This is a genomic window from Sphingomonas sp. GM_Shp_1 (assembly GCF_026540895.1).
GTDB lineage: Bacteria > Pseudomonadota > Alphaproteobacteria > Sphingomonadales > Sphingomonadaceae > Sphingomonas.
This window is the reverse complement of record NZ_JALNUR010000020.1, coordinates 34,316-46,626: the sequence shown is the minus strand read 5'-3', so window position 1 is coordinate 46,626 and position 12,311 is coordinate 34,316. Positions and strand designations below refer to the sequence as shown.

General features: G+C 67.9%; 9 protein-coding genes. 8 read left to right on the top strand and 1 reads right to left on the bottom strand.

The features are described 5' to 3' along the window. Window positions 1-2: 2 nt before the first annotated feature. From ftsA to OXQ33_RS11460, 5 genes are all read left to right on the top strand, one after another. Window positions 3-1,262: a cell division protein FtsA gene (ftsA, locus tag OXQ33_RS11480; RefSeq protein WP_261269059.1), complete on the top strand. Its 1,260-nt coding sequence runs from the start codon at window positions 3-5 to the stop codon at window positions 1,260-1,262. A 119-nt stretch (window positions 1,263-1,381) separates the two neighbouring features. Beyond that, entirely contained in the window at window positions 1,382-2,923 is a 1,542-nt protein-coding gene (gene ftsZ / locus OXQ33_RS11475; RefSeq protein ID WP_267434827.1) for a cell division protein FtsZ, read from the top strand. A 705-nt stretch (window positions 2,924-3,628) separates the two neighbouring features. Further along, entirely contained in the window at window positions 3,629-5,716 is a 2,088-nt protein-coding gene (locus OXQ33_RS11470; protein WP_267434826.1) for an SPOR domain-containing protein, read from the top strand. Between the two features lie 8 nt (window positions 5,717-5,724). Next, window positions 5,725-6,891 carry a deoxyguanosinetriphosphate triphosphohydrolase gene (locus OXQ33_RS11465; RefSeq protein WP_267434825.1) on the top strand — a complete coding sequence of 389 codons (1,167 nt, stop codon included), beginning with the start codon at window positions 5,725-5,727 and terminating at the stop codon, window positions 6,889-6,891. A gap of 45 nt (window positions 6,892-6,936) precedes the next feature. Beyond that, window positions 6,937-7,584 carry a DUF4240 domain-containing protein gene (locus OXQ33_RS11460; RefSeq protein ID WP_267434824.1) on the top strand — a complete coding sequence of 216 codons (648 nt, stop codon included), beginning with the start codon at window positions 6,937-6,939 and terminating at the stop codon, window positions 7,582-7,584. A 370-nt stretch (window positions 7,585-7,954) separates the two neighbouring features. Here the strand turns inward: OXQ33_RS11460 and OXQ33_RS11455 are convergent, their stop codons facing one another. Further along, entirely contained in the window at window positions 7,955-8,254 is a 300-nt protein-coding gene (locus OXQ33_RS11455) for a hypothetical protein (protein ID WP_267434823.1), read from the bottom strand. Window positions 8,255-8,486: 232 nt separating this feature from the next. On the opposite strand from OXQ33_RS11455, the gene argS reads away from it, so the two are divergent. From argS to nagZ, 3 genes are read left to right on the top strand one after another with little or no spacing between them, the layout of a single operon-like run. Next, window positions 8,487-10,223: an arginine--tRNA ligase gene (gene argS / locus OXQ33_RS11450; RefSeq protein ID WP_267434822.1), complete on the top strand. Its 1,737-nt coding sequence runs from the start codon at window positions 8,487-8,489 to the stop codon at window positions 10,221-10,223. Next, window positions 10,223-10,963 carry an SPOR domain-containing protein gene (locus OXQ33_RS11445; protein ID WP_267434821.1) on the top strand — a complete coding sequence of 247 codons (741 nt, stop codon included), beginning with the start codon at window positions 10,223-10,225 and terminating at the stop codon, window positions 10,961-10,963. Before argS ends, OXQ33_RS11445 begins: the two co-directional genes overlap by 1 nt. A gap of 52 nt (window positions 10,964-11,015) precedes the next feature. Then, entirely contained in the window at window positions 11,016-12,020 is a 1,005-nt protein-coding gene (nagZ, locus tag OXQ33_RS11440) for a beta-N-acetylhexosaminidase (RefSeq protein ID WP_267434820.1), read from the top strand. The last annotated feature ends 291 nt before the right edge of the window (window positions 12,021-12,311 follow it).

The window sequence follows — 12,311 nt, the reverse complement described above, 5'->3', positions numbered from 1 at the left end:
CCATGGCAAAAATTGCACCCGAAGGGCTGATCACCGCCCTGGACATCGGATCGTCCAAGGTCTCGGCGCTGATCGCGCGCAAGGGCGATGGCGGCGAGCTGATCGTGCTGGGCACCGGCCAGCGCGAGAGCCGGGGCGTCAAGCGCGGCTATATCGCCGACATGGGCGCGACCGAGGCGGCGGTGCGTGAGGCGGTCGAACAGGCCGAACGCATCGCGGGGCTGAATATCGAGAATGTCTGGGTCGGCTTCTCGGCCGGTGGCCTGGTGTCCGACGTGGCCGAGGTCGAGTTCGAGCTGGGCGGCCATCAGGTCGAGCAGGGCGATATCGACGCGCTGCTGGCGGCCGGGCGCAACTCGATCGACCCGCAGGGGCGTATGGTTCTGCACGCGCAGCCCGCGCTCTATACGCTGGACGGGCTGACGGGGGTAAAGAAGCCGCTCGGGCTCCATGCCGATCGGCTGGGCGTGCATATCCATGTCGTCGCCGCCGATGGCTCGCCGGTCCGCAACCTGGACCTGTGCGTCCGCTCGGCGCATCTGGAGGTCAAGTCGATCATCGCGGCTCCCGTGGCGACGGGCCTGGCCTGCCTGTCCGACGAGGAGCGCGAACTGGGAGTGGCGCTGGTCGAGATGGGGGCGGGGATCACCAATGTCTCGCTGTTCGCGGGCGGGATGCTGGTGGGGCTGTGCTCGCTGCCGATGGGCGCGGCGGACATCACCGATGACGTGGCGTCGGCCTTCGGCACGCGGCGACAAATGGCCGAGCGGATGAAGTGCTTCCACGGCTCAGCCAATGCTTCTCCTCGCGACAATCACGACATGATCCAGGTGACGCCGATCTCTGCCGAAGATGGCGGCGACACGATGCAGATCACCAAGGCGCAACTGATCGGCGTGATCCGCCAGCGGTTGGAGCATCAGATGGGTGAGATCCGCAAGGCGCTCCAGCATCTGAAGTTCGAGGGGCCGGTGGGGCGTCAGGTAGTGCTGACCGGCGGCGGCGCGGAGCTGAAAGGGATCGCCGACTATGCGCAGCAGGCGCTGGGGCGGTCGGTCCGCATCGGGCGACCGCGCGGGCTGTCCGGTCTGCCCGATGCGCATGGCGGCCCGGCTTTCGCGACGCTGGCGGGGCTGGCATTCTATGCCGCGACCGATCCGATCGACCTGCGCAGCATCGCGCCGACCAACCAGACGGTCCACCGGCCCAGCGGCATGGGGCTGTTTCGGCGGCTGATTCAGGCGGCGAAGGCGAATTATTAAGCGAAAGCGTCGTATCTTCGACGGTTTTGGGTTGGCACCAGGGCTTTGACTGGTGCACTAACAGTCAATCAGGGGCCCGGTCTTAGCGTATCGACCGGGAACGGCGGAGTAGAATTGGGATGAGCATCGAATTCATCGCACCCGAGGTCGACGAATTGACGCCGCGTATCGCGGTGATCGGCGTCGGCGGTGCCGGCGGCAACGCGATCGCGAACATGATGCGCGCCGAGGTGCAGGGCGTGGATTTCCTCGTCGCCAATACCGACGCGCAGGCGCTGAAACAGTCGATCGCGCCGCAGCGTATCCAGCTGGGTGCCAAGATCACGCAAGGCCTGGGCGCGGGTAGCCGCCCGGAAATCGGGCGTGCGGCGGCCGAGGAGACGATCGAGGATCTGTCGCGCCTGCTCGAAGGAAGCCATATGTGCTTCATCGCGGCGGGCATGGGCGGCGGCACCGGCACGGGTGCGGCCCCGGTCATTGCCAAGGCGGCGCGTGACATGGGCATCCTGACCGTCGGCGTGGTGACCAAGCCCTTCGCCTTCGAGGGCAATCGTCGCGCCAAGTCGGCGGACGGCGGCATCGAAGAGCTTCAGAAGTACGTCGATACCCTCATCGTCATCCCCAACCAGAATCTGTTCCTGATCGCCAATGCCAACACCACCTTCAAGGAAGCGTTCGCGATGGCGGACGAGGTGTTGCAGCAGGGCGTTCGCGGCATCACCGACCTGATGGTCATGCCGGGCCTCATCAACCTCGACTTCGCCGACGTCCGCTCGGTGATGCAGGAGATGGGCAAGGCGATGATGGGCACCGGTGAAGCCACCGGCGACAATCGCGCGATCGAGGCGGCGCAGAAGGCGATTGCCAACCCGCTGCTCGACGGCGTGTCGATGCAGGGGGCCAAGGGCGTCATCATCTCGATCACCGGCGGCGACGACATGCGCCTGCTGGAGGTCGACGAGGCGGCGAACCATATCCGCGAGCTGGTCGATCCCGACGCCAACATCATCTGGGGTTCGGCGTTCAATCCCGAACTGGAAGGCCGCATCCGCGTGTCGGTGGTCGCCACCGGCATCGATGCCGATGTGAAGCCGGGTGCCGCCGCCCCGACCGAAACCCAGCGCAGCAGCTTCAGCATGGGCGGCATGGCGCGCAAGGCGGACGAGACGCCGAGCTATCGTCCCAGCGAACCGGCGGCGGTAACGCCCCCGGCTCCGACGCCCGCCGCCCCGGTCGAGCAGGCTGCCGCGCCGGTCGCTGCCCCGGCGCCGTCCGCACCGCTGGTCGCGCCGATCGCTTCGTCGCTGGCCGCCACCGCGCCCAAGCCCGCCCCCGCGCCAGCCCCGAGCGAGGATGACGAACTGGTGCTGGGCGCCGACACGATCGTTCCCGCCGCTCCCGCGCAGGCCCCTGCGGCCCCGGTCCAGGCTCCGGCCGAACCCGCGCCGGGCAGCGAAGAGGCGCGTCGTCGCTGGCTGGCTCCGGGCAGCGAAGCGGGCGAGGCTCCGGCACAGCCCGCCCCGCGCGTAAAGCTGGGTGGCACGCTGTTCGAGCGTATGTCGAACGCTGCACGCGGCGCGCAGCGGGATGACAATTCGCAGGGCGGCTCGGACTCGTCGCTCGACATTCCGCGTTTCCTGCATCGGCAGAACAACCAGTAACGTCCTACCCGGCCCCTGCGAGGGGGCAGGGACGACAGCCAGGGGCCCGCGCGACCGGATCGTGCGGGCCCTTCGTTTGTTATGGAACGGTCCAATAAGCTGTCCTCTCAAACGACGTGATCCGTCGTATACGACACCATCCCAATCCTCCCCTGGAAGGGGAGGTGGCAGGCCGAAGGCCTGACGGAGGGGTGTCCCGGTAGGAGGAACGGGCATTCCGATGATCGGGGGGCGGGCTTCGCAAAATCCTGAAGCAGATCGACATTCATTCTCACGCGAAGACGCGAAGAATATGTTCGCGCGGAGGCGCGGAGGACGCAGAGATGTCGTGCTCGCGGCTACTGCGGTCCATTCTTACCAACTGAGGATTGACGAGGCGCGCTGCCGTGCGCGCATGATTTCTCTGCGTCCTTCGCGCCTCCGCGCGCAAAAAGACTTGGCGTCTTCGCTTGGGTTTCCAGCGCGACGAATGTCGATCCAACCTGACCCGGTCGCGACAGTTTGCGCGGGAAGGGCACGGAGGTCGATCGAACCAGACAGCAGCCTCCTCGAAACGGACCATGATCCCGACGAACGTCAGCCTGGACACCAGACCGCCCGCCACCCGGTCCGCCTGTTGGTCGACCGCCCGGAGCGCTCGGGCGCGTGGGGTATGCGATGGGCATTGCCGCGCGCGGGAAAACGCGCTTTATGGGTGATGGTCCCATGACGTTCGCAATCTTTCCCCGCGCCTCGCTCGCGCTCGCGCTGGCCATCGCCGCCGCGCCCGTGCCCCTCCTCGCGCAGGAGGTGGTTCAGCCACTCCCCGGCACCACCGATGCCGACAAGCTGGGGGACGTGATGCGCCGCGTCGCGCAGAACCCCCGCAACGTCGATGCGCTGGTCGAGGCGGCGCAATTGTCGATCCATCTCGACGATCTGTCCGGCGCGGCGTCCCTGCTGGCGCGCGCCGAGAAGGTCGATGCCCGCGATCCCCGCGTGAAGGCGGGCATGGCCTCGATCCTGGTGCGTTCGGAACGACCGGGCGAGGCGCTGCGCTATTTCGCCCAGGCGGAGGCGGCGGGGCTTCCGGCCGCGAAGTTCGCCGCCGACCGTGGCCTTGCCTATGACCTGATCGGCGATCAGGGGCGGGCGCAGCGGGATTATCGGCTGGCGCTGGCCAATGGGGCGAATGACGAGGTGATTCGCCGCTACGCCCTGTCGCTGGGCATTTCGGGGCAGCGCGAACAGGCGTTGGAACAGCTCGATCCGTTGCTGCGCAAGACCGACCGCGCGGCATGGCGCGCGCGTGCCTTCATCCTGGCGATGGGCGGCGACCTGCCCGAAGCGACGCGGATCGCCAGCACGATGATGCCCCCGCAACTGGCGCAGGGACTGCAACCCTTTTTCCAGCGCCTGCCGAGCCTGCCCGCCGTCGATCGCGCCTTCGCCGTGCATTTCGGCGAGACCCGCGCCACGCCGGAGCGGCTGGCCGATGCAAAGCTGGCCCCCAATCTGCCCGCGCTGACCCCCGAACCCGTCGCGCTGGCATCGGCCCGGACGGCGGCACCGGTAACGGTCGCTGCCCCCGTGACGACGCGCGAGGAGCGGCGGCGGGGCGGGCGATCGTCGCGCGGTAATCGTGGCGTCGCGATGGCGGCGGCGACCCCGCAGCCGACGACCCCCGTCACCGCCACTCCGACGCCGACGCCGCCCGTGACGGCGGCCCCGACGCAGGTGGCGGCGCTTCCGGCTCCGGCGACGGTCAATCCCACTCCAGCGCCGACTTCGGAACCCCGCGCGGTCGCGGCGACCCCGCCAAGGCAGATGGTCCAGCCCTTGCCCGGCTTCGTCAGCACCTTGCCCACCACGCCACCGCCCAGCGGGACCGCAGCCAATCGCCCGCCCGTCACCGTCGCGTCGAACACGCCGCCGCGTGCCGTGATCCAGCCGCTGCCCGCTGCGCAGCCGACGGTGGCGCCCTCGAACGGTGGCTCGACCGCGATGGTCCAGCCCTTGCCCGCGACGGTCGAAACCCCCGCGCCCGAGCCCGTGGCCGTCCGCGAGCCGACCCCGACGCCGGTGGCCGTTGCGGCGGCGGAGCCGGAAAAGACCGTCACGTCCGCCCCGCGCCCGACGCGTACCACGACTCGCCGCCCGTCTCTCGCCGCGGCGCATGCGGTCCGCGAGGATTCGGTCCTGGCGCGGATCGTTGCCAATCTCTCCATCCCGGCGTCCGAACTCGGCGTGGAAGGGCCCGAGCGTCCCGCCGCCGTCGCCGCAAATGTGCCGATGAACAGCGGCTCGCAGCGGGTCCTGGCGGAGGCGCGGGCCAAGGCCGAACGGGACGAGGCGGCGCGCGAAAAGGCCGCCGAAACCATCGATCCGGCCCCCCGCACGCCGACCGCCGCCGAGCGCAGGGCCGTTGCCGCCAAGGCCGCGGCCGCCAAAAAGGCGCTGGCCGCCAAAAAGGCCGAAGCCGCCAAGAAGGCGCTCGCCGACAAGGCCGAGGCGGAGGAGAAGAAGCGCGCTCGTGCCAATCCCGAGCGGATCTGGGTGCAGGTCGCGGGCGGCGCGAACGAGGATGACTTGCCCAAGGCCTGGGCCGCGACCAAGGCCAAGGCACCGACCGTCTTCGCCGGGCGACAGGGGTACAAGACCCCGCTTCGCGCCACCCACCGCGTGCTGACGGGACCGTTCAAGACGGACGAGGAAGCCCGCGCCTTCGTCAACCAATTGGCGAAAAAGGGTGTGTCGGCCTTCCCGGTGACCAGCGAGGCGGGGCAGGCGGTCACCCGGCTCGACGCGAAATAAGTATCGCCATGACCCGCTTCGCCCCTTGGGCCTCCTATCCCGACCAAAGCCGGGGGCGTCGCCATGGCGAGGCCCCGGGGCTGGAACGCGGGCCGCGCGATGCCTTTCAGCGCGACCGCGACCGGATCATCCATTCGATCAGTTTCCGACGCCTGCGCCACAAGACGCAGGTGTTCATGGCTCCCGATGGCGATCATTTCCGCGTCCGCCTGACCCACAGCCTGGAGGTGGCGCAGATCGGTCGGACCATCGCCCGCACCCTGGGGCTGAACGAAGACCTGACCGAGGCGCTGTGCCTGGCGCACGATATCGGCCATCCGCCCTTCGGCCATGCGGGCGAGGACGCGCTGAAGGCCGCCCTGGCCGATCATGGCGGCTTCGACCATAACAGCCATACGCTGCGCACCCTGACCGAGATCGAGCGGCCCTATCCGCGCTGGGACGGACTGAACCTCAGTTGGGAGACGCTGGAGGGGCTGGCCAAGCATAACGGCCCGGTGCGCCATCCCGGCTGGGCGCTGCGTGAGGCGGATGCGGGCTTTCCGCTCGATCTGGAAAGCCATGCCTCGCTGGAGGCGCAGGTCGCGGCGCTGGCCGACGATATCGCCTATGACAATCACGATATCGACGACGGCTTGCGCGCGGGGCTGTTGACGCTCGACCAGTTGCTGGCGGTGCCTCTGGTCGCGCGGGGGTGGGACGCGGCGCGCGCGCAATTCCCCGATGTCGCGCCCAAAAGGCTGGCGAGCGAACTCATCCGGTCGCAGATCGGGGTGATGGTCAATGATCTGGTCGCCGAAACGCGCGCCCGCATTGCCGAGAGCGGGGTGGGGGACGTGGCGGACGTTCGCGCGGCGGGCCGGGCGCTGGTCGGCTTTTCCGACGCGATGCGGGTCGAGGAGCGCGATCTGAAGCGCTTCATGTACGCCAATCTCTATCATCACCCGCGCCAGTTGGCGGCGGCGGATGCGGCGCATGGCATCGTGAAGGGGCTGTTCGCGGCCTATCGCGCCGACCCGTCCCAACTCCCCGAGGAATGGCGGGAGCGCTTGCCAGAGGAAGAGCCCGCGCGCAGTCGGCATATCGCGGACTTCATTGCGGGCATGACCGATCGCTATGCCGTGCGATGCTATCAGCAGGTGGTGGGCGACATCGACCTGCCTGAGGGATTCTGACGCCGGGATCGCGGGCGTATCGGGGAGTGGTTGAGGGGGGATGGGGTGAGAGGAATTCTTGTCCTGGGCATCGTGGCAGCGGCGCTGGCGATGCTCTTCGCCTATGCCGGGGGTGCCCGACCGGCGAAAAGCGGCAAGCGCACCCCCGTCAGCATCGGCGCTGGACCGTTGAGCCGCGACGATTTCTGGGCGTTGGTCGATCACTCCGCCACCTGGGGTGCGGATGCGGACGAGCAACTGGCGGACCTTCGCGCCTCGCTCAATCGGTTGACCCCCGCCCAGATCGTCGCGTTTCAGGGATATTTCGACGAGGCGATGATCGGGGCCTATCGCTGGGACCTATGGGGTGCCGCCTATGTCGCCAAGGGCGGCGCGTCGGATGACGGGTTCGAATATTTCCGAAGCTGGCTGATCGCACAGGGGCACGACGCCTATGCCCGGGTGCTTGCCGATCCCGATGGATTGGCCGAGCTGGCGATCCCGGACGCGGATGACGATCTGGAGTTCGAATCCTTCGCCTATGTCGCGGGGGAGGTCTGGTCGGCGAAGACCGGGCAGGCGGTCGCGCGGATGCCGGGGGCGGAGGGCCGGTCGTACCCGAGCCAGCCGGTCGGCGAGCCGTTTCGCGAGGATTCGGCGGAACTCGCCAAGCGCTACCCTCGGCTTTGGAAGCGTTTCGGAAGCTGGTTCTAAGGCGGATCGACATTCATTTTCGCGCGAAGACGCGAAGAATGTGTTCGCGCGGAGGCGCAGAGGACGCAGAGATGTCGTGCCCCAGGCGATGGCAGTCCATTTTCTTTGCCATCCGACGAACAGTGAGGCGCGGTGCCGCGCCTGCCTGATTTCTCTGCGTCCTTCGCGCCTCTGCGCGCAAAAAAGAGCTGGCGTCTTCGCTTGAAGCTTCACCCTGACGAATGCTGATCCCCCTTGGATCGGAACCCTGTCGGGCACACCCAGCCTTCCTTCCTGATCGAGGCGAGAGGGAAGCAAGGAGCCCAAAACGAAAACGGCCCGCGCATCCCATCGGATACGCGGGCCGTCCCCCCAAGAAAGGGAAGTCGGATCAGCGAGCGCTGGTCTCGACGCCCGAGCCGAGTGCGCCACGGGCTTCGTCGGTGGTGAACGAAACCTGGGTGTTGCCGGTCGTGCCGGTCACGCGGTGGCCCTTGACGACGAAGCGGAACGGCTCGTTGCCCGGATACCGGCGGCCTTCGATCACGGCCTGGCCGTTCGCGTTGGTGCGGGTGTAGACATAGGTGCTGCCTTCATGGACGAACGACTTCTCGCCCTCGGCGGCGACGGCACCGATGGTGGGGATGGCGGCTGCGGCGATGGCGGCCAGGGTCAGGATGGTCTTGCGCATGATCGAAACTCCCGCTTGTTGGCGTTGAGCCGGATCAGGTCCTCTCGCGCGTTTTCGCGCTTAAACTTTCGTATACCGAAATATTGCGTTGCAGCATGGAACGGCAACTGCAAAGGATTTCCGATCGAATGCATTGAGCGCAATCGTCCGACCAGGCCATCAAGGCATGATTTGAAGCGGGGCTTCGATTTCGCTAGAGCGCAACGCTTTGCTACCCCGATCGGACGATGTGATGACCCTCTACACCCGCTTTGCCGCGCATATCGATGCGGCGCTGGACACGCTGGTCGCCGCCGGCACGCTGCCCGGCGGGCTGGATCGCCGCAACGTCACGGTGGAGCCGCCGCGCGACGCGAGCCATGGCGACCTCGCCACAAACGCCGCGATGGTGCTCGCCAAGCCTGCCGGAACCAACCCCCGCGCGCTGGCGGAGGCCATTGCGGCCGAGCTGGGCAAGCTGGACGAGGTAGAGAGCGTCTCGGTCGCGGGGCCGGGCTTCCTCAACATGCGGCTGACCGATGCGGCGTGGCGCGACGAGCTGGCCGCGATCCCGCAGGCCGGGGCCGATTATGGCCGCTCGACGCGCGGGGAGGGCGTGACCGTCAATATCGAGTATGTCTCGGCGAATCCGACCGGGCCGATGCATATGGGGCATTGCCGGGGCGCGGTGGTGGGCGACGCGCTCGCCACCCTGCTGGAGTTTGCGGGGCACAAGGTCATCCGCGAATATTATGTCAACGATGCGGGCGGCCAGGTCGACGTCCTCGCCCGCTCGGCGCATCTGCGCTACCGCGAGGCACTGGGCGAGACGATCGAGATCCCCGAGGGCTTGTATCCGGGCGAATATCTGAAGCCGGTGGGCGAGGCGCTCGCCGCCGAATTCGGCGACCGGTATGTGAGCGCGCCCGAGAGCGAATGGCTGGTCCTGTTCCGCACCCGCGCGGTGGCGGCGATGATGGCGATGATCCGCGACGATCTGGCGCTGCTCGGCATCCATCACGACCTCTTCTCCTCGGAGGCCGAGTTGCAGGCGGCGGGCAAGCCCGAGGCCGCCGAGGCCGAATTGCGGTCGCGTGGGTTGGTCTATGACGGTGTGCTGGAGGCTCCCAAGGGGGAGACGCCCGAGGATTGGGAGCCGGTCGAACTGCCGCTGTTCCGCTCCAGCCAGTTCGGCGACGATCAGGACCGCCCGATCAAGAAGTCGAACGGCGCCTGGACCTATTTCGGCGCCGACCTGGCCTATCACTATCAGAAGGCGCAGACCGCCCATCAGTTGATCGACATCTGGGGCGCCGACCATGCGGGCACCGTCAAGCGCATCGTCGCCGCCGTCGAGGCGCTGACCGGCGGCAAGACCAAGTTCGACGTGAAGCTCGTTCAGATGGTCCGCCTGCTGCGCGGTGGCGAGCCGGTGAAGATGTCGAAGCGCGCAGGGAATTTCGTGACGCTCGCCGATGTCGTGCGCGAGGTCGGCAAGGACGTGGTGCGCTTCACCATGCTGACCCGGCGCTCGGACGCGCAGATGGACTTCGATTTCGCCAAGGTGGTCGAGGCGTCGAAGGACAATCCGGTCTTCTACGTGCAATATGCCCATGCCCGTATCGCCTCGCTGAAGCGGCGCGCGGCGGAGGCTGGGATCAGCCTGGACAATGGCGGCGGCGCGGCCGACCTGTCCCTGCTTGATACGGAAGACCTGGCGCTGGTGAAGCTGGCGGCGCAATTCCCGCGCATCGTCGAGACCGCGGCGGCGGCGCGCGAACCGCATCGAATCGCCTTTTACCTCTATGATTTGGCGGCGGCTTTCCATGCGGCGTGGAATGTCGGCAACGACCGACCCGACCGCCGCTTCCTGATCGCCGAGAATGCCGAGGTCACACGCGCGCGTCTTTTCCTCAGCGACGGGATCGGGCAAATCATTCGTAACGGTTTGGCGCTCATGGGTGTCGAAGCGGTTTCGGAGATGAAGTGATGGCGAACGAGATGAACCTGCGCGGCGACGACCGGGAAGAGGATCGCCTTCCCTGGCTGGAAACCGTCGAGCCGGACGAGCCCGAGGGCGTCGGCATCGGCAAGGTGGTGGCGCTGGTCATATTGGGCCTGGCCTTCCTCGCGGCGGTCGGCTTCGGCCTGTACAAATGGCAGGCGCATAGCGCGGCGGCGGACGGCGGCGGCGCGCTGATCGCCGCGCCGGAGGGCGATTACAAGGTGCGTCCGGCCGATCCGGGCGGGCTGAAGGTGAAGGGCGAGGGCAACACCGCCATCGCGACCAGCGCGGGCAAGCCCGGCGGCAACGGTGCGATCGATCTGCGCGCCGTGCCCGAGGCACCGATGAACGGCACCCGCGTCGTCCAGAAGCCCGCCGAGCCCAATGGCGGTCGCAATGCCGTGGCGCAGGTGCCCGAATCGGGCGGCAAGCTGGTCGCCCCCGCACCGGTCACCGCCGCCCGCGCCCCCGCCGCGGCACCGACCGCCAACGGCGCGATGGTGCAACTCGGCGCCTATCCCAGCGAGTCCTCGGCCAACGCGGCCTGGGACCGTTTCTCGAAGCGCTTCTCCTATGTCGCGGCGCTGGGCAAGGTGGTCCAGCCCGTCGCGTCGAACGGCAAGACGCTGTACCGTCTGCGAGTGAATGCCGGTTCGGCCAACCAGGCCGCCGATATCTGCGGTCGCCTGCGCGTCGCGGGCGAAAGCTGCTTCGTCGCCAGCTGATCGATCACGCCCTCCGCCCGCCATGCCGGGCGGGGGGCCGGAGCCTGTTGCCATGATCCCCGTTATCTTCGGCCTGTCGGGCCCGGTGCTGACCCCCGACGAGCGCGCCTTCTTCGCCTCGGTCGAACCGGCGGGCTATATCCTGTTCAAGCGCAACATCGTCGACCGCGCACAGGTCCGCGCGCTGACCGACGATCTGCGCGCCCTGGCGGGGCGGGACGATCTGGCGATCCTGATCGATCAGGAAGGGGGCCGCGTCGCCCGGATGGGGCCGCCCGAATGGCCCGCTTTCCCGGCGGGGCCGGCCTTCGCCAGACTCTATGACACTGCGCCCATGTCGGCGATCCAGGCGATGCGCGCCAATGGTCAGGCGCTGGGCCTGATGCTGCGTGAGGTCGGGATCACCGTCGATTGCGCCCCCTTGCTCGACGTCGCGCAAGCTGACACGACCGAGGCGATCGCCTGCCGCGCTTATGGGGCCGAGCCTATGCAGGTCGCCGCGCTGGGCCGGGCGATGCTGGAGGGGCTGGCGGCGGCGGGCGTGGTCGGCGTGGTCAAGCACATGCCCGGCCATGGCCGCGCGCTGGTCGATTCCCACCATCTGCTTCCCACCGTCACCGCCAGCGAGGCCGAACTGGAGGCCGATCTGGAGCCCTTCCGCACCCTGAACGCCGCGCCGATGGGCATGACCAGCCATATCGTCTTTCCGGCATGGGATGCCGAGCGCCCCGCGACCCTGTCGCCGGTCATCATCGAGCAGGTCATCCGCCAGCGGATCGGTTTCGACGGACTGCTGATGACCGACGATATCGACATGAAGGCGCTGTCCGGCACCGCGGGCGAAAAGGCGGCCGGAGCCTTGGCGGCGGGGTGCGATCTGGTTCTCGACTGCTGGGCGCGGATGGACGAGATGGTCGAGATTGCGGGCCGGGTGCCCCCGATCACCGAACAGGCCCGCGCCCGGCTGGACCGCGCGATGGCAAGCGTCGGACCGGGCGAGGGTGATTTCGACGAACTGATCGCCCGCCGCGACGCGCTCTTGGCTCTCGCCAACTAGGGCCAATCGACGTTCATGCTACTCCTTCTTCCCTCTCCCCTGGACAGGGGAGAGGGGTAGCGGAGGTTGCCAGCCTGCTGGCTAGCGCAGCTTGGGTGAGGGGTCGAGCGAGCCGCAGGCTCGCGCGCTCTTCGAGCGCACCACCCCTCACCCAGCTCCGACTAAGCCTTTGCTGCGCAAAGACCAAGTCTGCGCAACCCTCTCCCCTCTATGAGGGGCGAGGGAAAGAGGGGCATATCGGAATGTAGATCCGGCTGCACAATCATTCTTCCTCCCCTGCAAGGGGAGAGG

Excerpts from the sequence above, each read along its gene's own strand:
- ftsA (WP_261269059.1), top strand. The coding sequence starts at position 3 with ATGGCAAAAATTGCACCCGAAGGGCTGATCACCGCCCTGGACATCGGA.
- ftsZ (WP_267434827.1), top strand. The coding sequence starts at position 1,382 with ATGAGCATCGAATTCATCGCACCCGAGGTCGACGAATTGACGCCGCGT.
- argS (WP_267434822.1), top strand. The coding sequence starts at position 8,487 with ATGACCCTCTACACCCGCTTTGCCGCGCATATCGATGCGGCGCTGGAC.
- OXQ33_RS11465 (WP_267434825.1), top strand. The coding sequence starts at position 5,725 with ATGACCCGCTTCGCCCCTTGGGCCTCCTATCCCGACCAAAGCCGGGGG.
- OXQ33_RS11470 (WP_267434826.1), top strand. The coding sequence starts at position 3,629 with ATGACGTTCGCAATCTTTCCCCGCGCCTCGCTCGCGCTCGCGCTGGCC.
- OXQ33_RS11445 (WP_267434821.1), top strand. The coding sequence starts at position 10,223 with ATGGCGAACGAGATGAACCTGCGCGGCGACGACCGGGAAGAGGATCGC.
- nagZ (WP_267434820.1), top strand. The coding sequence starts at position 11,016 with ATGATCCCCGTTATCTTCGGCCTGTCGGGCCCGGTGCTGACCCCCGAC.
- OXQ33_RS11455 (WP_267434823.1), bottom strand. The coding sequence starts at position 8,254 with ATGCGCAAGACCATCCTGACCCTGGCCGCCATCGCCGCAGCCGCCATC.